Here is a 22,037-nt window from a genome sequence, read left to right as displayed (position 1 = left end):
ATCCGAGAAAAGCCACTATCCACCATAAGAAAATTTTATCGTAAAAAACTTTTATCGTAAAAAGCAGTTATTGTAAAAAACAATGCCGACATGAAAAAATACTGTCAGCGTTGTACGGGATTAAATGGGGGGAAATCGTTATAGAGAAGGCTGCGATACCAACTCATCCAGCGTCAACTGATTGAATAAGTACCCTTGCATTGCATCAATATTACTGCCTTTGAGTTGCTCCGACTCATCCTCATTTTCTACGCCAACCACAATCACCCCGAGACAATATTTCTTAATATTATTGATCAATATCGGGAAAGTGTGCTTATTGTGCTGCCAGAAGAAATGCTTATCAATTTTCACATATTCGAAAATATTAGCAGTCACTGCATTTAAGGTACACCCTCCGCTACCTAGGTCATCTAGCCATAGTGGATATCGCTCAGCCAAATCGCGTAACAGTGGGTTATTCATTCCATCGGATAAATTGGAGAATGTCTCCATAATTTCCAGTCGTAGGAAAGGCAGTTCATCAAGCATTCGGCGAGTTGGCTCATCAGTAACAATAACACTCGCTAAGTCAAAATCGATATTAATTGAAAGCAGGACATTATGCGTGATAAACCACTCGCTATAGGCTCTCACAGCACATAATTGATCCTGGAATAAGTCGGTCTTTCCATTGATATCTAATTTATTAATAAAATTTTCAACATCAATGGGCAAATCTACCGATTTGGCTGAAAATCGGCTTAATAGCTCGACGGCTAATAAGCTACCGTCTTGTTTATATATAGGTTCACATACATAAGAACAATTAACTTCAATGTTTAGCTTCATGCGCACCTGAAAAGTGTAGGGACAATAATAAGGCAGCAGCCTGACCTCAGCCGGAGGATTTATAAGCCACTGTCAATTTTTATGAAATACTCAAATTTTATTTATAAAACTATCCAACATGACAAAACGACAGAGGCTAATGGCCTCTTTTTCATTCCGATGAGTATATTGACTCTAGCAGAAAATCGCGAATTCAGCCTTAAAGTCACCGAAATGCCTTATAACCATTGTTAGCGGTCAGAAACCATAAGGCACATAACGCCGATGGCTCGACAACTAACTGGGTAATAACTATATTAATCGGTTCGATTGGGGAATTTATTTAGTTATTTTTTTATTTTGTTAAAAATTTCACTCAGGGTGTGCTCAGTGTCGTAGGAGAAGAGTGCGAGATAACCTATGCTGAAAAGAAACCAGACTGCCGCTATCCCCAAAGAATTTGGAATTGCAGGTAGGTATCAAGTAAGAAGGGTATAAAACGGAGATTGGCTATGCGTATTTTAATCACTGGAGCTACAGGGCTCATCGGGCGCAGTCTGACCACATTCCTTTTGTCGCAAGCTCATCAAATAACAGCACTAACCCGTGATCCTCAACGAGCAAATAAAGTGCTTGGCTCACAAGTCACCTGTTGGTCAACGTTAAATGACCAACATGACCTTAATGATTTTGATGCCGTCATTAATCTCGCGGGCGAGCCTATTGCTGAAAAACGTTGGACACCACAACAGAAAGAGGTTTTGTGTCAAAGCCGTTGGCAGATAACCGAAAAACTGACGACATTAATTAAGGCTAGCAGTCAGCCGCCAGCCGTGTTTATTTCAGGATCTGCGGTCGGATTTTATGGCGATCAGGGGCAAGCGGTGGTCACCGAAGATGAAACACCGCAGAATGAATTTACCCATATGTTATGTGAACGTTGGGAAAACCTTGCTCGGGCAGCTGAAAGCAGTCACACAAGGGTTTGCCTGCTGCGTACCGGTATTGTGTTGGCCCCCCATGGCGGCGCGTTAGCAAAAATGGTGCCGCTATTACGCCTTGGTCTAGGAGGCCCGATCGGTGATGGTCGTCAATATCTGCCATGGATACATATTGATGACATGGTTCATGGTATTTATTATTTACTGACGACCAATGGACTTAACGGCCCATTCAATATGGTTTCCCCTTATCCGGTACATAATGAACAATTTATTGCCACTTTGGCTGAAGTGCTAGACCGCCCAGCGGTTATTCGCACCCCTGCGGCAGCTATTCGCTTGTTACTAGGAGAATCTGCAGCTTTGGTATTAGGTGGGCAGCGGGCGATACCTAAGCGCTTAGAAGAAGCCGGTTTTGCTTTCCGCTATTTTGAGTTAGAAGAAGCCCTGCGTAATGTCCTGAATAAACCAATCGCCTAATTGAATTAACGCGGGATAGATAAAATAACTATCCCGCCCAACCCTTATTTACTTCAATGCACCAGAAAGGAATTGCTGCAAACGAGGGCTTTTAGGGTTACCAAAAAGCTCGGCTGGCGGGCCTTCTTCTTCAATGACACCTTTGTGCAGGAAGATAACATGGCTGGAAACGTGACGGGCAAACTCCATTTCATGGGTCACCACCACCATGGTTTTCCCCTCTTCTGCCAGTTTTTGCATAATTCGCAAAACCTCACCAACCAATTCAGGATCTAATGCGGAGGTTGGCTCATCAAATAAGAGTACATCAGGCTCCATCGCCAATGCCCGGGCAATGGAAACACGTTGCTGCTGGCCTCCAGAAAGATGTACCGGATATTTAGCACGCGCACGCTCATCAATCCCGACTTTATCCAAATAGCGAATCGCTCGCTCTTTAGCCACTGATTTACTTAACCCTAATACTTGAACAGGGGCTTCCATCACATTTTCCAACACCGTCATATGGCTCCATAAATTGAAATGCTGGAATACCATCGTCAGACGCGTGCGAAGTAATTGTAGCTCTTTCTTATCAAAAACTTTTAGTTGTCCGTCTTTATCGCGCACCAGTCGAATATCTTGATTATTGACACTGATCGACCCTTCGCTGGGTTTTTCCAGGAAGTTGATACAACGTAAAAAGGTACTTTTCCCCGATCCGGACGAACCAATAATAGAAATAACGTCCCCCGCTTTGGCTGAGAGTGAAACGCCTTTTAACACCTCATGTTCCCCATAATGCTTATGCAATTCGGTCACAGACAGTTTAGTTTCAGCTATTTTAGGTTTTAGTGTGTCAGTCATAGTTTTTAATGTGTCAGTCATAAGTTTCTCCGTACTTAATGCGATGCCTGAGGTTTTATATGTGCCAGCCAACGTTTCTCTGCTTGGCGGAACAGGCTAATTAGCGTAAAGGAGATAATCAGATAAAGTACGGCAGCAATACCAAAAGCATAAAACGGCTGATATGTCGCAGCGTTAATATCACGCGCTATTTTCAGTATATCTGGCACCGTGGCGGTAAAAGCCAACGCGGTAGAATGCAGCATTAAAATAACTTCATTACTGTAGGCTGGTAAAGCAATACGCAGTGCGGAAGGTAAAATAATACAGCGATACATTTTAAAGCGTGAGAAACCATAGGCTCTGGCAGCCTCTATTTCGCCATGTGGCACCGAACGAATCGCGCCCGCGAAGATCTCCGTGGTATAAGCACAGGTATTGAGTGTTAGTGCCAAAATAGTGCAATTCAGCCCGCTGCGAAAAAAGGCATTAAGTAGATCGTTACCTCGGACTATCTCTAAGCTGTACATTCCAGAATAAAATATCAGTAATTGCACATATAATGGCGTACCACGAAAAATATAAGTAAAGATCCATACCGGTAAGCGAATCCAGCGCCGCTCGGCTACCCGAGCTACTGCCAACGGAATTGCCAGTAACCCACCCATCACGACAGAGCTAATTAATAGCCACAGGGTAACGGCCATGCCGGTAAATCGATAGCCATCACTCCAAAGCAGGGCTTGCCAATATTGATGTAGGATTTCTATCATAGTTCGGCCCTCTTCACTCCGTGGGAATAGCGCCGTTCCAACCACAGTAAAACACCATTCGAGATGGTGGTAAAAATCAGATAAACCACACCAGCCACCAATGCGAAGAAGAACGGCTGATAAGTACCTTTTCCTGCTAACTGTGTAGCTTTGACCACATCATTCAGCCCTAAAATAGAGACCAATGCCGTCGCCTTAAGGATCACTTGCCAGTTATTACCGATACCTGGTAGTGCGTAGCGCATCATGGCAGGGAACATAATTCTGCGGAAAATCTGGCTAGAGGATAAACCAAATGCTCTTGCTGCTTCAATTTGACCAGCCGGAACCGCCATATAAGCGCCACGGAAAGTTTCAGTGAAATAAGCTCCGTAGATAAAACCAAGGGTGATAATCCCAGCTGAAAGAGGGTCAATATTAATTTGTTCGAAACCGAGAGATTCAGTAATGCTATTTAGGAGTATCTGCAATCCGTAGAAAATCAGCAGCATTAAAACTAAATCAGGTACACCGCGGATCAGCGTGGTGTAACACTCAAATAAGCCTGATAAAAGGCGATTTGACGATAATTTCCCACCGGCACCTATTAAGCCGATAATCACTGACAGCAGCACTGAACACAGTGCCAACTCCAGCGTCACCAGCGCACCTTCAAATATCAGTTTGGAATATCCATCCAGCATCTGGGTTATCCTATTTTACTGAGTAAGGAGTCTGGTTAATGACTTTGAGTTCATAGCCCAATAACAACCCCTGCCCAAATTAGGGCAAGGGTTATTTCATCCAGCGGAATTAACCACCGTAAACATCAAAATCGAAATATTTTTTCGCGAGTTTATCGTAGGTGCCATCTTTGCGCATTTCTGCAAAGGCTTTATCCAATGCCGCTTTCAGTTCCACATCATCTTTACGCAATCCCATACCGGTACCGATGCCAAAGAATTGATCATTTTTGACTGACGGGCCAGCGAAAGCATAATCTTTACCTGCTTCTTGTTTGAGGAAACCTTCATTACCTGCGACTTCATCCTGGAAAGCGGCATCAATGCGGCCAGAACTCAAGTCTGAATAGATTAGATCCTGATTTTGATAGGCAACAACATCAATACCTTTTGGCTGCCACTCAGCATTGGCAAATGCTTCTTGAGTAGAACCTTGTAATACCCCAACACGCTTACCTTTCAAAGCAACCAAAGTGGGTTCAACTTTACTGCCTTTCGGGGCGATTAAACGGGCATTAGCCGCGAAAAGTTTGTCGGTGAAGGCAATCTCTTTTTGGCGTTTTTCAGTAATAGAGAGTGAAGAAATAATCGCATCAATTTTTTTAGCTTTCAGCGAGGGAATCAGTGCATCAAAATCACTTTCAACAAAAGTACATTTGGTATCAATACGGTTGCATAGCTCTTTTGCTATATCAATATCAAAACCTACCAATTCACCACTGGCATTTTTCGATTCAAAAGGAGCATACGTTGGGTCTGTACCAATTTTGATATCTTTAGGAATAGCAGCAAAAGCACTGCTGGCAGCAGCCAATGCTAATATTAAAGGCAGAACCAAAATCTTCTTATTCATACATAATCCTCAAATTGATTTTTGATGCCCAAAGTACGTTAGTTTTATCTACAACCCTTAGCGTCCCTAACAATAAGTTTCCATAAATCGATGTGCAGTAATCGTGCCAGTAATTATCAGGAGAGAAAGCTGATTCCATCACTGCTTTATTGGCATAAAAACCACTCAGTATGGGCATAGGGTCGTAGACAAAAACTGAATACGCAATCTATGCAACTGTGCACATTCTGAAACAGCATTATTGTGGTGCATAATGCGCCCCATTTCAGTGCGATGTTGCACAAATGTATCAATTTAGGGAGAAATGTTAATTGGCACCTTGCCAGCGAATGAATAGATCTTTAGGTAGCTCGATATCAAATTGATCAATAACCCGGTTAACGGTCTGATCAATAATATCTTCGATGGTTTCCGGACGGTGATAAAACGCAGGCATCGGCGGCATAATGACCGCACCCAACTCAGCAGCCTGTACCATCAGCCGCAGATGGCCCAAGTGCAGTGGAGTCTCACGCACGCATAGCACCAATGGGCGGCGCTCTTTCAATATTACATCAGCTGCGCGAGTTAATAAGCCATCAGTATAACTATGGACAATGCCTGATAACGTTTTGATTGAACAGGGTAAAATAACCATGCCGCTGGTCTTAAATGAACCAGATGAGATACACGCGGCGATATCACGAGAATCGTGTACCACATCCGCAAGCGCCTGCACTTCCTTAACACTCAGCTCCGTTTCAAGCGCTAGTGTCTGCCGCGCCGCATTGCTGAGAATCAAGTGAGTTTCCACGCCCTCGACCTGTTGCAGCACCTGTAACAGGCGAACACCATAAATGGCGCCGCTGGCACCACTTATGCCAATAATAAGTCGTTTCATGGAAAACTACCTCAAACTAAAGCCGCCTAATAATTATGCGCAGCATAACGGAATAAGGCCAAACTTTGCCGCATCAGGTACGGATTAGCAAGTTATGGCACTAAGCTATCTTACATAAAAAAAGGTGCACCGCGCTTGAACGCTGGTTGCACCTTTTTGATTCACACTCTGTTTTTCAGCTACGGCAACATATTCTCTGCCATAAACTGGCGTAACTTAGGGTGTTAACCCTCGTTATGCATTTCCAGGTTTTCCGCTTCGTTATGATTACGCAATGCTTGCGCATCATCGTTGCGTAACGACTCCAGATATTCCAGATAGCTTTGATCCACATCTTTAGTGACGTAAACGCCATTAAAGACTGAGCACTCAAACTGAGTGATATCTGGGTTATCTTCGCGTACAGCCTCGATAAGGTCAGTAAGATCTTGGAAAATCAGTGCATCTGCGCCAATTAGCTGGCGAATCTCGTCGACTTCACGACCATGTGCGATTAACTCATTGGCACTTGGCATATCGATACCATACACATTCGGGAAACGAATCTCCGGGGCGGCAGAGGCGAAATACACTTTATTTGCCCCAGCTTCACGCGCCATTTCGACAATTTGTTCCGATGTGGTACCGCGCACAATCGAGTCATCCACCAATAATACATTCTTACCACGAAATTCTGCGCGGTTAGCATTCAGTTTACGGCGCACTGATTTACGGCGTTCCTGTTGGCCCGGCATGATAAAGGTACGGCCAACATAACGGTTTTTCACAAACCCCTGGCGGTACGGTTTATCCAGAATTCGGGCGATTTCCAGCGCGATATCACAGGAAGTTTCCGGGATAGGAATGACAACATCGATATCCAGGTCTTCCCACTGTTTGGCAATTTTTGCACCTAATTTCTGACCCATGCGCACACGCGCACTGTAAACAGAAATTTTATCCATAAAGGAGTCTGGGCGGGCAAAATAAACATACTCAAACAAGCACGGATTGTATTTTGGATTTTCCGCACACTGGCGGGTGAACAACTGGCCTTTTTCGGTGATATACACTGCTTCGCCCGGTGCCACATCACGCAAAAACTCGAAACCAAGGGTATCCAGCGCCACACTTTCAGAAGCGACCATATATTCATTACGGCCATCAGCAAGAGTCCGTCTGCCAATAACCAGTGGACGAATACCGTTAGGATCACGGAAAGCAACCATGCCGTGGCCGATAATCATCGCGACACAAGCATAGGCACCACGAATCAACTGATGCGTAGCAGCAACAGCGGCAAAAATGTTGTCAGACTCCAACGGATAGTGCTGGAAACGGTCCAATTCACTGGCAAAAATATTCAGCAGAATTTCTGAGTCAGAAGTGGTATTCACATGACGGCGAGAAACTTCGAATAATTTTTTTCTCAACTGGTGAGCGTTAGTCAGATTACCGTTATGAGCCAAAGTGATGCCAAACGGTGAGTTAACATAGAAAGGCTGAGCCTCGGAAGCACTGGAACTGCCTGCCGTTGGGTAACGAACATGACCAATCCCCATGTTCCCCTGTAAGCGCAGCATATGCCGGGTTTCAAATACATCCTTCACCAAGCCGTTCGCTTTACGCAGCCGGAACCCATTATGGGCATCAATGGTAACGATGCCCGCAGCATCCTGGCCTCGGTGCTGAAGCACCGTCAGCGCATCATAAATCGACTGGTTTACCGGTGCAAAACCGGCGATACCGACAATACCGCACATGTTGTCTTTTCCTCATAAGCCGCTCCGAATCGGTAATTGATTCGGTAAGAAACTCGACGTGCTCTGCAGATAGTCAAAAAACCACCTGATGATATAACTGAACTGCGGGATTAATTGCGACTGCTTCCAGTCAACACTCTGTGAGAAACCGGTAAACGTATCCAGAAAGAACAACATGGCAGAGACAATCAGAACGCCTCTCAGCGCCCCAAAACAGATCCCCAGCACTCTGTCAGTTCCTGATAATCCCGTACGTTCAACCAGCGAACTAATCACATAGTTAACAATAGCCCCGACGATCAATGTCGCGATGAACAAAATGCCGATAGCAATTCCGTTGCGAACCACTTCGTCCTCAAAACGAGTGAAGTAGACAGCAAGGTAAGTGTAAAAATGACTGGCAACAAAAAACGCACATCCCCATGTAACAAGTGACAATGCTTCACGGACAAAACCCCGGATTAAGCTGACTAAAGCAGAAAATCCGATAATCCCTATAATGACGTAATCAATCCAGACCATGACTATTCCAATGACGAAATCGCCGCTGCATCCTGTTCGCGGCGAATTCTAACAGAAAAAGAAAACGTTTGCGTAGAGGAATTATGACCGGCGACAAATTAAAGTGCGGCGATTTTAAAAACAACAATCACCGCACAAACTTAGCGTTAAAAACCCTGAACACCCTGATGTTTTTAACCTTTATTCAAACTTTAGCGCCCCGTGCCATAAGGCTTAACCTGCCCATTCAGACCACTTAATGAATTAAGTTCTGGCAAGGCCGATTGTAGCTTTTGCTTTGACGCATCCGGCCCCACGAAGACGCGGGTAATCTGGCCCTGAACCGGCGTTGCTGGCACTGTAAATGCCCGATGGCCTGACAAGCGCAGTGTCGCAACAATTTCATTCACTTTGGCCGCATTTTTCAATGCCCCCAGTTGGACAACATAAGCCTGCCCTACGGGTGCTTTTTCTTCCGTGACCGGTTTGCTTTCCGGCTGAGTTTCCGGTTTAACCTCAGATTTTGGCTTAACTTCCTGCGGTTTTTTCTCGACTGGAACTGGCTTAACCTCAACTGGCTTACTTTCTACTGGTTTAACCTCAGCCGGTTTTTTCTCGACCGGTTTCACTTCAACCGGCTTACTTTGTAGCGGTGGCGGTGCCACGATAGTCGGTTCAGATGGCAAATTACCGGCATCATTAGCGGCCTGAGAGGCGAAATCATCTTTAGGGACTTCCACAGCTTGCGCTGCGCCTTCCGGCGGCGCAATAGGTAGAGGCTGATTGATCGGCGGAACCGCATCAATCTCCTGGCTATCACCGGGTTTTGGCACTAATGGAATGGCAGCAAACTCATCCTCATAATGCTTCTTTTTACCATCCAGCAACCCCGGCAGCACAATCACGCCCAAAGCCACCAAAATTATGGTCCCAACTAAACGGTTCTGGAACTTACTTGCCACTCACTCGCCCCTCAATGCTTTATCAATTCAAGCTGTTACAAATTCAACGCTGCCATGACGTGAGCAACTGTATGGAAAGAGCCACAGACAATGACCACATCCTGTGGTTCTGCATCCTGCACAGCTTGTCGCCAGGCAGTTTCGACATCACTAAACTGGCGTGATTGTGCCAAATACTCGGCTAATTGCTCCGCACTGGCTCCACGCGGCCCTTCCAGCGGCGCGCAGTACCATTCATCAACTTGCTCAGATAAGCATGCCAACGTACCACCAATATCTTTATCCGATAACATCCCGACTACCGCGCGCACTTTGCCCTGTTTGGGCAATTTAGCCAGTTTATCAGTCAAATAACGTGCTGCGTGCGGATTATGAGCCACATCCAAAATCAACAGTGGCTGCTCACTGACTATCTGAAAACGCCCAGGTAAACTGGCGGCCTGCAACCCCTGGCGAATCACCTCTTCGCTCAATGACAATCCGGAATAATGCAATACTGCCAACGCAGTCGCAGCATTGGCTAGCGGCACATTCGGCAACGGTAACTCGCTCCATTGGTGACCATCGCAGTGCCATTTCCAGCTTTTTTCTTGCTGACTGAATTGCCAGGCGATATCCCGCTGATACAAGTGCGCACCGAGTTTTGCAGCAACATCTGCAATAGACTGTGGCATATCAGGTTCGCCTACCACCGCGGGTTTACCCGCACGGAATACACCGGCTTTTTCCCGGCCAATGCTGTCACGATCAAACCCCAGCCAGTCAGTATGGTCTATTGCAATGCTGGTGATGGCGGCAACATCCGAATCAACAATATTAGTTGCATCCAAACGCCCACCTAAGCCCACTTCGAGAATGACCACATCAAGCTTAGCCTGCTTAAACAGTTGCAATGCAGATAAGGTACCGAACTCGAAGTAAGTCAATGATATATCTTGGCGCCCGGCTTCAATTTTGGCAAAAGAATGGCTATGTTCGGCCTCAGATAGCTCTTGCCCCTGAATACGAACGCGCTCGGTATAACGCAGAAGATGGGGTGAGCTATATACCCCGACCCGCAGGCCCGCTGCCAGTAAAATGGATTCCAAGGTACAGCAGGTGGTGCCTTTGCCATTAGTACCGGCAACGGTAAATACTTTAGGGGCAGGTTTAAGCAAATCCAGACGCTCAGCAACCTGTTTAACACGCTCCAGCCCCAGCTCGATTGGCTGAGAATGCAAACGTTCAAGATAGTAAAGCCACGCGGCCAAAGGCGACGTGGCTTGGGGAATTTGATTGTTGTCCATGAGTCCCACCACTGACCTTTATAGCCATCCTACTTCAAGCTGCATGTGCGTTGGCTGCTTTCATTCACCCGAATCATTGACTGGTGTCAATTCATCGAGATTCTGAGCCTCTCATGAGACTCACCCTGCGAGCCGGCGTAAGCGATATTCAGCATGGTTTACAACCAAGTTATCACTCAATTGCCGCCATCCTGCAACTCGAATTATTTTGGGTAAATATTTTCTTTTTTAAAGCGATAAAGCTCAAGCAACGATAATGCACAATAATCGGGCACCACCTTATCAGGGTGATGCCCGTTCAGTTAATCAGGCATCAGCCTGATTATTAGTCACCGCTGCATCAGCCTTGGCTTCAACCACGCTTGGCTGCGGCTGATGAGTCAATTTCGACAAGATGCTGGCTAGCGTCTGACGCATAACCGGACGGCGAACTATCATGTCGATAGCGCCTTTTTCAATTAAGAATTCACTGCGTTGGAAACCCGGTGGCAGTTTTTCACGAACAGTTTGTTCGATAACCCGAGGGCCAGCAAAACCGATCAATGCTTTCGGTTCAGCAATATTGATATCACCCAACATCGCCAGACTAGCGGAAACACCGCCCATGGTCGGGTCAGTCAGCACTGATATATATGGCAAACCGCGCTCTTGCATTTTCGCCAGAGCAGCACTGGTTTTTGCCATCTGCATCAGAGACATCAATGCTTCCTGCATACGGGCACCGCCACTGGAAGAGAAACACACCAGTGGACAATTATCTTCCAGCGCTTTTTCTACTGCGCGAACAAAGCGAGCACCTACCACTGACGCCATTGAACCGCCCATGAAGGCAAATTCAAATGAAACCGCCACAATAGGCATCCCTTGCAAGGTTCCTTTCATAGCAACCAAAGCATCTTTCTCGCCTGTCTCTTTTTGTGCAGCAGAGAGGCGATCTTTATACTTTTTGGAATCCCTGAATTTCAGGATATCCTTCGGCTCCAGTTCGCTACCCAATTCGACTTCACTGCCAGCATCCAACAGCATATGTAACCGCGCGCGGGCGGACATTCGCATGTGGTGATCACACTTAGGACACACTTCCAGATTGCGCTCTAACTCGGCACGATAAAGTACCTGACCGCAACTGTCGCATTTTGTCCACACCCCTTCAGGAATACTCGCTTTACGGGTTTGTGTGATATTGCTTTTGTTAAGAATTCGTTCAATCCAGCTCATCGATGACCTTTCTGTTTGAACCTGGCTATTGCCAGTCCGCTGTGCGTGCTTTAACCATCTTCCTGAAAAAAACCAATAAAAATACCCATGTTATAGGCCGGTACAATGTAGCTGTAACCAAGGCACTAAACTGGCACTAAACTCGGATTATCTACAGGAACAGACCATAAATGTTACTCATTAAACCATATTGGCTCGACAGTGTAGATAAAAAACTGGTCGAACCCACGGCTCAGGTAACGTTTTTACTGATTTTTCTGCCGAGAACTCGCACGCCGATGGCGCCAGACCTCAAATACGCCGGGTAAAATTGACACCACAATAATGGCGACAATCAGTAATTTCAGATTTTCCTGAACAAACGGCATGTTACCAAACCAATAGCCAGCATAGGTGAATAACAGCACCCATACTAATGCCCCAATCACGTTATAAGCGGCAAAGTGACGATAGGACATTTTCCCCATACCCGCGACAAACGGCGCAAAAGTACGAATAATCGGGACAAATCGCGCCAGAATAATCGCTTTGCCACCATGTTTTTCATAAAACTGATGCGTTTTATCCAGATAACTGCGACGGAAAATTTTGGAGTCCGGGTTACTGAATAGTTTTTCACCGAATACCCGGCCAATGGCGTAGTTGACGGCATCGCCCAGAATGGCAGCCGTGACCATCAAAGCAACCATAACATGGACATTGATATCATTGGAGGGCAAGGAAGCCAAAGCTCCGGCCACAAATAACAGAGAGTCACCCGGTAAAAATGGCGTCACTACCAGGCCAGTTTCACAGAATAAAATCAGGAATAAAATGGCATAAACCCAGATTCCATACTGCGCCACCAGCTCCGCTAGATGAACATCAATATGCAAAATAAAATCAATAACGAAACGTATAAATTCCATAAATATTCTCGAGAGGTAAACGAGCTTAATCTTTGATTGAGCGAGTTTAGCTGAACTTCCTTAGGGATTCCTTAAGCCCCGCTCACCAGACAGTCAAACTCGCCTTATTATCTAAAATAAAGTGACATAAAATAAGGCTACGATTCAGTCATCAGCTAAAAAAAGTGGCCCCATCGGCGCTTTCGGTAATGCAAAGTGTTCAGGATAGTCGACGGCGACTAAATATAATCCTTCCGCTTTGGCGGTTGCCGCTGCACGTGCTCGGTCTTTCAGTGCGAGCAACTCTGCTATCCAAGTGACATCTTGATTGCCGCAACCCACCTCTATCAAGCTGCCGACAATATTACGCACCATATGATGAACAAAGGCGTTGGCTTTGATATCTACCACGATATACGCACCATGTCGGGTAACTTTGACATGTTTTACATTTCGCCACGGGCTACGGGACTGGCATTGTACGGCACGGAACGAGGTAAAATCGTGCTCGCCGAGCAAACTTTGCGCAGCCTGTTGCATTTTTTCGGCATCGAGCGGCAGATAACAATGGGTTACCCCTTGCGCCAATACCGCAGGGCGGTAGCGATGATTAAAAATAATGTAACGGTAGCGACGAGCCGTAGCACTGAAGCGGGCGTGAAAATCATCATCAACCGTTTTTACCCAACGAACTGCAATATCGGGGGGTAAATGACTGTTGACACCCATCGTCCAGGCGGCTTCTTTGCGCTCAGCCGTGGTAACAAAATGGACCACCTGCCCGGTCGCGTGCACACCAGCATCCGTTCGCCCAGCACAAAGTACGCCAATAGGCTCATTGGCGACTTTCGAGAGCGCGGCCTCCAGGCAAGCTTGGACGCTGGTCACTTCTTGCTGGCGTTGCCAACCAAAATAGCGGCTACCGTTGTATTCAATACCCAGCGCAATTTTAATGCCCGCAGCTTTAGCCTCGGCACTTTCTGGCTGGGTCAACTCAAGTTCGGACATCAGTATAGTTGCTCCTGCAACAGGCGCTCCGCCGTTTCAATCGCCATCAATGCACCACCAAAACGAATGTTGTCGGCCACCGACCAGAACTGCAACACTTCGGGAATACCATAGTCATTGCGGATACAACCAATACTTAAGACATCACTGCCAGAAGCGTCACTGACTTGAGTCGGATAATCATCTTCTTCAGATAATTGAATATCTTCGCAACTTTCCAGTTCACTGCGAGCTTCATCTGAGGAGATCGGACGTAACGCTTCCAGATGAACCACCTGTGCCTGGCCATAAAATACCGGCGACTGGATGCAAGTCACGGAGATAGGCAAGCCGTCATCTTGTAAGACTTTACGCACCTGATCCACCAAGCGGCGCTCTTCGCGCACACTGCCCTCTTCATCCGCCAGTAGCGGTAAAACGTTAAATGCCAATTGCTTGGCGAAAATGCCCGGCTCGGCGGGGATACCATTGAGTAATTTAGCACTTTGCCCTGCAAGGTCATCCACTGCAGCTTTGCCATGGGCAGAAGCCGAAAGCAGCGCGGTAACATGCAGGCGGGATAAACCGGCCTGTTCAGTCAGCGGTTTAATCGCGGTCAACAGTTGGCTGGTCAGGCTATCGGCGACCGCCACAATATTGCGATTACGATAATCGGCCAAAACTTGAGGATTCACACTCGGCACCACCAACGGCACATCCGGCTCCATTGCGAATAAGCCGCTGCTGTCGATGACCAGACAGCCAGCATTCCCCGCTTCTTCCGCATATTGTGCAGAAGCTTCACGGCCAGCGACAAAGAAAGCCAACTGCGCCTGCGACCAGTCAAATTCTGCAACATTTTCCACTAGTACACTTTTACCATTAAAGCGCACTGTCGCACCGGCACTGCGCTCGCTGGCCAGCGGATACAATTCACCAACTGGGAACTGGCGCTCACTTAACAGCTCCAGCAAAGCTTCACCTACTGCGCCCGTTGCTCCTAACAGAGCAATATTCCAGCCGTCAGACATGTTGGTTTTCTCCACTAACGTTCATTAAATTACAAAGAGTTATGCAAATAACAGAATGGTCATTTACTGATGAATTAATTCGACATCTCCAAAGTCATTGGAGTTGCAGGTAGGCAGCAAACGAACGAATCCCGATGAGCTTACATAAGTAAGTGATTCGGGTTCGTGAGCGTAGCTAACATCCCTGTGGCTTCAAGGACGAAGGGTATTGGTGCTAAACCCTAACTTCTGTAGCAACTCGGCACTGGCAGCGTCATCGCACTGCACGCAAAGTGATGACCATTCGCGCCGCTCCTGATAATGCTTGCGCAAGCGGTCAAACTCGCCCGGCAGACCAGCGACACGGCGCAGCGGCGCATCATCGCGGCGCACATCATACACCAAGTGCATCAATCGTTTTAATTTGCCTTCGTCCAGCTCACCATTTAATCGTAACTGGCTGAACTCTGGTGGCGGCAGCAAGCTGGCAAGTTCGACAGATTGCGGCTGACCCAGATATTGGCTAAATGCTTCAAACACTTGGGTGGTACCGCGCGCTTTGCCTTCTAAGGTGTATCCGGCAATATGCGGGGTGCCAATATCAACGCGGGCCAATAGCGGCAAAGATAACTCTGGCTCCGGCTCCCACACATCCAACACCACACTGAGCTTTTTACCTTTCTCCAGCGCACGGAGCAATGCGGCATTATCGACCACCGCGCCACGGCAAGCATTAATCAGAATGCGGCCGTCCGGTAACGCCGCCAACAGCTCATCATCCGCCATGTGCAAGCTTTGATAAGGGCCAGTTTTATTCAGCGGCGTATGGAAAGTGAGAACGTCAGCTTCGCGCACCAGTTTTTCCAGTGGCCAGAACGCCTCTTTATCGCCTCGATCCGCGCGTGGAGGATCACACAGCAGCGTTTTTACGCCAAGAGCTTGCAGGCGAGCATTCAGTCGCGATCCCACATTACCGACACCAATGATACCGACAGTTTTATCACGCAACTGGAAGCCATCGCGTTCAGCCATCATCATCAGCGCAGAAAAAACATATTCAACCACGGCGATAGCATTACAACCAGGCGCTGCGGAGAAGCCAATGCCCTGTTGCTGTAGCCAGTTTTCATCAACATGGTCAGTACCGGCGGTCGCCGTGCCGACAAAGCGAATGGACGTGCCTTGCAATAGCGCCTCATTTACTTTGGTGACCGAGCGCACCATCAGCGCATCTGCACCAGCGAGTGCATCAAGGGGAATTGGCCGCCCCGGCACCGCCTGTACATCACCTAATCGCTGGAAGAGCGCATCGGCATACGGCATATTCTCATCAACCAGAATTTTCACTTTGTTCTCCGGCAGCTTACTGCCCTAAAAACAGGAAGGGGGGACATTATAGGCCACTATTGTCTCTGCGGAAACGCTCCGGTGTGGTCCCTGATATTTGTTGGAACATGGCAATAAACGCAGAGGATGAGCTATAGCCAACATCCAGTGCCACACTTTGCACTGTTCGCCCTTGTTCCAGTAGCGAAATGGCATGTAAAAAGCGTAATCGTTGCCGCCACTCGCTAAACGCCATGCCCAACTCCTGCTGGCAACGGCGCGATAAAGTGCGTTCAGTGGTATAGACCCGTTTAGCCCAGAGTGCTAGCGAGGTATTGTCAGATGGGCAGCGCTCCAGTGCTGTTAGAATGGGCGACAACAACTTATCTTGTGAGGTTGGCAAATAAGTACACTGCACCGGCGAGACTTTGAGCTGGTCAATCAGCACCGATCCTAAGCGCATATCGGGTTCACTTTCCGGCATTAACAAACCCCGCGAGAAGCAATTTTCCACGATAGCATTAAAGATCGGGCTGATATTGATAAGGCAAGCTGACGTGGGTAGTCCATCACAGAGTTCCAGCGCGATATCAATAGCACGAAAATGCATCGGTTTGCGGTTATAGCTGGAATGCTCGACCCCGGCGGGAACCCAAACACTGAATTCAGGCGGGGCCAGAAAACGCTGGCCGCCAATACTCATTGCCAGCACACCCGACTTAACACATATCAATTGCCCGTAAGTATGGGTATGTGGCAGGAATTCAGTATCAGCATTGTATATTTCACAGCGAAAAGACAGATTCTGCGGCGCGATAGCCGCCACCACTGGGAAATTGGCTTTTGTCATTGTTATTTATCCCCTGCGGCTTGAAGTATGGCGGGTAAATTGTCCTAATCACAGCAACGATTGTCTGATTATCAGTATATAGAATAAATCAGACAAGGATACACTACACTTAATATGAGTTAGATGAGAATTATAAGTATGAATGTGCTATTTCCCCTCTTCGCGGTGATTATCTGGTCAATCAATGCCGTGGTCAGCAAGATGTCCGCCACCGCTATCGATCCAGCCGCCATTTCCTTCTATCGCTGGGTACTGGCATTGCTGACTCTCACGCCATTTTTGTTGCTGGGTGTTATCCGCAACTGGCAGGCCATCCGCGTCTATTGGTGGAAACTGATGATTTTGGGGCTGCTGGGTATGGTGCTATACCAAAGCCTGGCTTATTACGCCGCCCATAGTGTCAGCGCCCTGTTTATGGGGATTCTTAGCTCGCTGATCCCCTTACTTACCGTGCTTATTAGTATTGTGGTGCTGCGTGTTGCTCCCACGGTCGGGATTGCTCTGGGTAGCGTATTGTCATTAGGAGGATTAGTGTGGTTAGTCAGCGCGGGTAACCCGGCGCAATTGCTGCAACAGGGTATTGGCAAAGGCGAGTTGATGATGTTCGCCGCATCGGCTTCCTATGCTCTCTACGGAGTATTAACCAAGCGCTGGGCGATTCAGTTGCCCAACTGGCAATCACTTTATATGCAAATTGTCTTTGGTGTGGTGCTGTTAATACCCAATTTCCTGCTGGCACCGGATGTACAATTAACCGCACAAAATATCCCGTTAGTATTATTTGCCGGTATTCCGGCCTCTATTATTGCACCTTATTTATGGATCCACGGTGTCATGCGGCTGGGGGCAAACACCGCATCAATATTTATGAATCTGACCCCGGTGTTTACCGCCATTATCGCCGTGACTTTCCTGCATGAACAATTGCACAGTTACCATCTGATTGGGGGCGGTATCACCCTCGCAGGGGTGATATTAGCGCAACGGCTGCGCATACCATTACGCCGAAAAACGGCGCAATAAATTATCAAGGTGAGATAACAGCGTTATTCTGCGCCGCTATCTCATTAGTCACATTCTCTTTTCTGTGCAGCATTAATACGCCCAATAAGACCAATGCGCTGCCGAGTAATTGCGCCGCCGATAAGGTTTCTCCCAATAGAAAATAAGCAATCACCGCGGTGAAAATCAACTCCAAGGTTAATATCAAACTGGCAACCGCCAGCGGCAGCGTCTTCAAACTCAGATTAAACAGGCCAAAGCCCAGTAATGTCGGGCCTGCCGCCAGAATCAGTAATAGCCACCAGCCAGACCATTGAATACCCTCCGCCCCTCTGGACAAGAAAAACAGATTTCCGACCATCTGCTGTAATCCTTGTATTGGAAACCATAAAAGCAGTTGGTTAAATATCAGCTGATAGACAGCCGAGAAACCAAATACATACAAAATAGTATTCCACACCGGATAACGGCGATCAGTGGCAATTCGCCCTGCCAGAGTATAAAAGCTGTAACCAATGCCCGACGCCAGCCCAATGAACAAACCAATAAAATTAAAATTTGCCGCCGTGATATTCAGCCCATCACTGACCAGAAAACAGCCCACCAGACTGATCACGATAACGATTAACTCACGCCACCCCATATATTCGTTATAAAAAATCCAACCAAGAAAAACCGTAAAACCCACCGAGCAATACACCAGAATAGTGGATATCGATGCCCCATTTAATGCGACGGATTCTGTCCATAAGCCATTAAATACCGCGAGCAACAGACCATAAGCCAAATAAAATTTGACCTGATCGCGGCGTAATTTAGCCCATTCAGGCCTGACCACCAATAAAATAGGTAACAGCACTGCCGCGACCAATCCTGCCCGCCAGAAAGCTAAAACTGAAGTCGGCAAATGATAATGTACGGTGAGAATGCGGATAATAATCCCAGTAAAACCCAATAACATGGCACTGATAATAGCCAGCACATACCCTTGCCGCTTACCGGTAAAAAAACCGCTTCTCACCGTCGAGGAACGGGCCACTGATGGGGATAATCCCGCCGGCATTGCCATAACAGCCTCATTAGATTGACAACATTGCTTGATGTAAGGTGATTTTACTCCGCCGTTTTTTTGCCACCAGAGCCACTTTCCTGCTGATTGATACAGGCCACTTTTTCTTGCTTGAAGCCTTGCAGGCATTGAGTATAGTGAAAGTATTATTTCTCACGCGAGCCACTTTTGGCGCTATCACATGCATATTCCTTTAGATCGCCAACATGACATTCCGCTGTATCTGCAAATTGAAGAAGCGCTACGCCGAGCTATCCTCAGTGGGGTCTTTGCTGATGGAGATAAATTGCCGTCAACCCGTGCTTTGGCAGCAGAATTATCCGTCAGCCGCCTGACGGCGGATAATGCTTACGCCGAGTTGGCAGCGAAAGGCTTTTTGCAGCAACGACGCGGCAGTGGTGCTTATGTTCGCTATCTACCGCCACCGCCGAGCCAACCCCTGCCGCTGTTACAAGGGGAATTCCCACTCGACCGTTTTACTACCGTCACCTCACGGCTAGACGGTTATGCCGATATTCCCCTGCCCCCAGACACCATCAATTTCGCAGCGGGTATTGGCAGCCCGAAGATTTTTCCACTGGATGAATTCCGCCAGATTCTGCAATCCATATTGCGGCGTCATGCTGAAGAAGCATTCAGTTATGGTGATTACTGCGGTTATTACCCCTTGCGCGATACCCTCAGCCGCATTCTTTCTGCGCAGGGCATCCCGACGCGGCCAGAGCAATTACTGATAACCAATGGTTCACAACACGCCATTAGCCTCGTTAGCCAATCACTATTAGCCCCTGGTGATACTGTATTGGTGGAGGAACCCACCTATGCTGAAGCTCTCGCCCTGTTTCGCCTGCATAAAGTGAATATTATTGCGCTGCCCAGTGACCAACAGGGCATGCAGTTGGATACCCTGCCCGCGCTGCTAGCGCTGCATCAACCCAAACTTATCTATTGCATCCCTAACTTTAATAACCCCACAGGCCGCTGTATGAGTGAAGACCGTCGCCATCAGCTATTGCGCATAGCCCGTGCCGCCAGAGTCACCATCCTTGAGGATGATTATGTCGGTGACTTGCGTTACAGCGGCAAAAAACTGCCTTCACTGCGCTCACTGGCGGCACCGGGCGAGGTTATCTATGTCAGTACATTTTCCAAAATGCTGCTGCCCAGCATGCGCATTGGTTATTTGGTTGCCGACCAACCCCACTACACGCAGTTAGCGTGCTTAAAGCATGTTGATAGTTTTACCAGTTCGAATCTCATCCAGCGGGCGCTGGATGCTTTTGTGACTGTCGGGCGCTATGACAAACAGTTACGCCGCGCCTGCCGTTTATACCGCCAGCATCGCGATGCCATGGCCGAGGCACTGACACAAACATTGCCGCTGGGTTGCCAGTTTGAAATACCGGATGGCGGGTTATTTATCTGGCTGCAACTTCCTGAAAATGCGCCTATTTCACAATTAATGCCATTGGCCTGGCAAGCGGGCGTGACTTTCGCAAAAGGCGGAGGATTTTATACCCAAGAAGCAAGCGGAGAATTTAGCCTACGTTTGAATTTTGCCGCCAACTCCCCGGAGCTGATCATCCAAGGAATCGCCCGACTGAGTGCGGCCATTCGGCAGTGTCAGACAGAAAAAAGCCCGGCATAATCACACCGGGCGAGTCGAGTAATGAGGAAAATATTATATTAGAAAGAGGCCAACCATAGGCGCAGTTTCATTCCCCAATAGCTGGTCCAGCCGCTCGTGTGTTGCACCATTTTCCCTTGATAGAGGATAACCACTGTCGGCGTGACATTAATTTGCCACTGGGCTGATAATTGGCCTTGTGGGTCATTTATCACCGGCAGTTGATAGCCTTTTTTGCGTAACCAAGTCTCAACTTGCGCGGGATCTCCTGACCTTAGCGCCACCGTCAGGACATTTTCACCCTCTTGCACCAACTGATTGACGCTGGGTGTGGTGAATTTGCATACACCGCACCATGTCGCCCAGAAATAGATAAGCAGCGGTTTTTCCTGACTCATCTCCTGCAAGGACACCGGCTTTCCCGCCAGAGTTTGCCATCGCGTATCCGGCCAGCCAGCCGGTGCTTGTGGGCTACGCAGCCAATCCATGGCGAATGAAACCACCGCCGCCAGCAGCAATAAAACCAGCAGCTCTTTGCCCCAGCGCTTTAAGCGTTTCATTTACCCGCCTGCGCCAATTGTTGTTTCACTATCTCCTCCAGTTCTTGATAAGAAATAGCTCCCGGAATCATTTGATCGCCAATCAAGGTGGCCGGTGTGCCCTGAATACCCAGTTGCTCAGCCAGCTTCAGGTTGGAACGCAGCACATTTAAGCTTTGCTCACTCACCTCCACGGCCATCACCCCGGTTTTTTTCTGAGCGGCGGCAATACTACTGGCATCATGAAAGCCCTTTTTCGCCATCAAACGCTGATGAAAAGCCATCCATTGGTCAGGATGTTGTTGCCACAGAGTTAATGCCAATCGCGCACTGGTCACTGAGCTTTCCCCTTTGAATGGCAATAGTTTTATCACCACCGCCACCTGTGGGTAGTCTTTGACTAGCTTCTCCAGCAAGGGGTCAAATGTCTTGCAGAATGGGCAATTATAGTCGGTGAAAGAAACCAAAGTCAGTTGCGGTGTGGTCGCGCCAAAACGCGGGCTACCGGGGTCTTGATACAGGGCTTGTTTATTCGCGGCGATAAACTGGCTCAGTTGTTGCCCCTGTGCTTCATTGGCTTGCTGCTGCCAGGCGTTGACCGATTGCTCCAGGATATCTGGATTAGATATTAATGTTTCGCGGATCAGCTCTTTAACGCGGACTTCCTGTTCTGGGGTGAAGGGGGTCGCCGCCCAGAGAGGCGTCGAAAACAGCACCAACAGTAATACAGTCAATTTTCTCATTACA

General features: G+C 47.7%; 22 protein-coding genes. 3 read left to right on the top strand and 19 right to left on the bottom strand.

What is annotated here, in order from left to right:
* Positions 1 to 138: 138 nt before the first annotated feature.
* A complete protein-coding gene (locus OVO64_RS08230; RefSeq protein WP_038631783.1) occupies positions 139 to 831 on the bottom strand; it encodes an EAL domain-containing protein in 693 nt (230 codons plus the stop codon).
* 491 nt (positions 832 to 1,322) lie between these two features.
* Between OVO64_RS08230 and OVO64_RS08225 the strand changes: the two genes are divergently transcribed.
* Positions 1,323 to 2,231: a TIGR01777 family oxidoreductase gene (locus tag OVO64_RS08225; protein ID WP_038631779.1), complete on the top strand. Its 909-nt coding sequence runs from the start codon at positions 1,323 to 1,325 to the stop codon at positions 2,229 to 2,231.
* A 48-nt stretch (positions 2,232 to 2,279) separates the two neighbouring features.
* Here OVO64_RS08225 and hisP read toward each other — a convergent pair whose 3' ends face one another.
* The 15 genes from hisP to OVO64_RS08150 form a co-directional block, all read right to left on the bottom strand.
* On the bottom strand, positions 2,280 to 3,077 hold the full coding sequence (gene hisP / locus OVO64_RS08220) for a histidine ABC transporter ATP-binding protein HisP (protein ID WP_120011634.1): 798 nt from the start codon (positions 3,075 to 3,077) through the stop codon (positions 2,280 to 2,282).
* Between the two features lie 35 nt (positions 3,078 to 3,112).
* A complete protein-coding gene (locus OVO64_RS08215) occupies positions 3,113 to 3,829 on the bottom strand; it encodes an ABC transporter permease (protein ID WP_032820323.1) in 717 nt (238 codons plus the stop codon).
* Complete coding sequence (locus tag OVO64_RS08210) at positions 3,826 to 4,512, bottom strand: histidine ABC transporter permease HisQ (protein ID WP_038631778.1); 687 nt, start codon at positions 4,510 to 4,512, stop codon at positions 3,826 to 3,828. Before OVO64_RS08210 ends, OVO64_RS08215 begins: the two co-directional genes overlap by 4 nt.
* Before the next feature lie 109 nt (positions 4,513 to 4,621).
* The gene (gene argT, locus OVO64_RS08205) at positions 4,622 to 5,404 is read right to left on the bottom strand and encodes a lysine/arginine/ornithine ABC transporter substrate-binding protein ArgT (protein ID WP_038631776.1); all 783 of its coding nucleotides are present in this window, start codon (positions 5,402 to 5,404) and stop codon (positions 4,622 to 4,624) included.
* 307 nt (positions 5,405 to 5,711) lie between these two features.
* Positions 5,712 to 6,284, bottom strand: coding sequence for a UbiX family flavin prenyltransferase (locus tag OVO64_RS08200; protein ID WP_145509507.1), 573 nt, complete (start codon positions 6,282 to 6,284; stop codon positions 5,712 to 5,714).
* A 224-nt stretch (positions 6,285 to 6,508) separates the two neighbouring features.
* Positions 6,509 to 8,026 carry an amidophosphoribosyltransferase gene (gene purF / locus OVO64_RS08195; protein ID WP_038631770.1) on the bottom strand — a complete coding sequence of 506 codons (1,518 nt, stop codon included), beginning with the start codon at positions 8,024 to 8,026 and terminating at the stop codon, positions 6,509 to 6,511.
* Positions 8,027 to 8,038: 12 nt separating this feature from the next.
* A complete protein-coding gene (cvpA, locus tag OVO64_RS08190) occupies positions 8,039 to 8,548 on the bottom strand; it encodes a colicin V production protein (RefSeq protein ID WP_004391612.1) in 510 nt (169 codons plus the stop codon).
* 191 nt (positions 8,549 to 8,739) lie between these two features.
* Positions 8,740 to 9,489, bottom strand: a complete 750-nt coding sequence (dedD, locus tag OVO64_RS08185; protein WP_038631767.1) for a cell division protein DedD — start codon at positions 9,487 to 9,489, stop codon at positions 8,740 to 8,742.
* A gap of 35 nt (positions 9,490 to 9,524) precedes the next feature.
* Positions 9,525 to 10,775 (bottom strand): bifunctional tetrahydrofolate synthase/dihydrofolate synthase, encoded by a 1,251-nt coding sequence (folC, locus tag OVO64_RS08180; RefSeq protein ID WP_038631765.1) that lies wholly within the window; start codon positions 10,773 to 10,775, stop codon positions 9,525 to 9,527.
* A gap of 306 nt (positions 10,776 to 11,081) precedes the next feature.
* Positions 11,082 to 11,993 (bottom strand): acetyl-CoA carboxylase, carboxyltransferase subunit beta, encoded by a 912-nt coding sequence (gene accD / locus OVO64_RS08175; protein WP_038631762.1) that lies wholly within the window; start codon positions 11,991 to 11,993, stop codon positions 11,082 to 11,084.
* Positions 11,994 to 12,238: 245 nt separating this feature from the next.
* Positions 12,239 to 12,901: a DedA family protein gene (locus OVO64_RS08170; protein ID WP_038631759.1), complete on the bottom strand. Its 663-nt coding sequence runs from the start codon at positions 12,899 to 12,901 to the stop codon at positions 12,239 to 12,241.
* 144 nt (positions 12,902 to 13,045) lie between these two features.
* Positions 13,046 to 13,888, bottom strand: coding sequence for a tRNA pseudouridine(38-40) synthase TruA (gene truA / locus OVO64_RS08165; protein WP_042562393.1), 843 nt, complete (start codon positions 13,886 to 13,888; stop codon positions 13,046 to 13,048).
* A complete protein-coding gene (locus OVO64_RS08160) occupies positions 13,888 to 14,898 on the bottom strand; it encodes an aspartate-semialdehyde dehydrogenase (RefSeq protein ID WP_032820321.1) in 1,011 nt (336 codons plus the stop codon). Before OVO64_RS08160 ends, truA begins: the two co-directional genes overlap by 1 nt.
* 192 nt (positions 14,899 to 15,090) lie before the next feature.
* Positions 15,091 to 16,224, bottom strand: a complete 1,134-nt coding sequence (gene pdxB, locus OVO64_RS08155) for a 4-phosphoerythronate dehydrogenase PdxB (RefSeq protein ID WP_120011337.1) — start codon at positions 16,222 to 16,224, stop codon at positions 15,091 to 15,093.
* Positions 16,225 to 16,270: 46 nt separating this feature from the next.
* The gene (locus OVO64_RS08150) at positions 16,271 to 17,053 is read right to left on the bottom strand and encodes an AraC family transcriptional regulator (protein WP_038631754.1); all 783 of its coding nucleotides are present in this window, start codon (positions 17,051 to 17,053) and stop codon (positions 16,271 to 16,273) included.
* 138 nt (positions 17,054 to 17,191) lie between these two features.
* On the opposite strand from OVO64_RS08150, the gene OVO64_RS08145 reads away from it, so the two are divergent.
* The gene (locus OVO64_RS08145; protein WP_267248708.1) at positions 17,192 to 18,076 is read left to right on the top strand and encodes a DMT family transporter; all 885 of its coding nucleotides are present in this window, start codon (positions 17,192 to 17,194) and stop codon (positions 18,074 to 18,076) included.
* Positions 18,077 to 18,080: 4 nt separating this feature from the next.
* On the opposite strand, the gene OVO64_RS08140 is transcribed toward OVO64_RS08145, so the two are convergent.
* The gene (locus OVO64_RS08140) at positions 18,081 to 19,124 is read right to left on the bottom strand and encodes a DMT family transporter (protein ID WP_267248707.1); all 1,044 of its coding nucleotides are present in this window, start codon (positions 19,122 to 19,124) and stop codon (positions 18,081 to 18,083) included.
* A gap of 181 nt (positions 19,125 to 19,305) precedes the next feature.
* On the opposite strand from OVO64_RS08140, the gene OVO64_RS08135 reads away from it, so the two are divergent.
* Positions 19,306 to 20,772: a PLP-dependent aminotransferase family protein gene (locus tag OVO64_RS08135; RefSeq protein ID WP_267248706.1), complete on the top strand. Its 1,467-nt coding sequence runs from the start codon at positions 19,306 to 19,308 to the stop codon at positions 20,770 to 20,772.
* Positions 20,773 to 20,810: 38 nt separating this feature from the next.
* Here the strand turns inward: OVO64_RS08135 and OVO64_RS08130 are convergent, their stop codons facing one another.
* Together OVO64_RS08130 and OVO64_RS08125 are read right to left on the bottom strand one after the other, a co-directional pair.
* The gene (locus OVO64_RS08130) at positions 20,811 to 21,311 is read right to left on the bottom strand and encodes a protein disulfide oxidoreductase (protein WP_038631746.1); all 501 of its coding nucleotides are present in this window, start codon (positions 21,309 to 21,311) and stop codon (positions 20,811 to 20,813) included.
* Entirely contained in the window at positions 21,308 to 22,033 is a 726-nt protein-coding gene (locus OVO64_RS08125) for a DsbA family protein (protein ID WP_038639406.1), read from the bottom strand. Before OVO64_RS08125 ends, OVO64_RS08130 begins: the two co-directional genes overlap by 4 nt.
* Positions 22,034 to 22,037: the final 4 nt, after the last annotated feature.

Source organism: Yersinia sp. Marseille-Q5920 (assembly GCF_946902935.1).
GTDB classification, from domain to species: domain Bacteria; phylum Pseudomonadota; class Gammaproteobacteria; order Enterobacterales; family Enterobacteriaceae; genus Yersinia; species Yersinia rochesterensis.
Note: the sequence above shows the minus strand (reverse complement) of the source record. Positions and strands in the feature narration are given on the sequence as shown.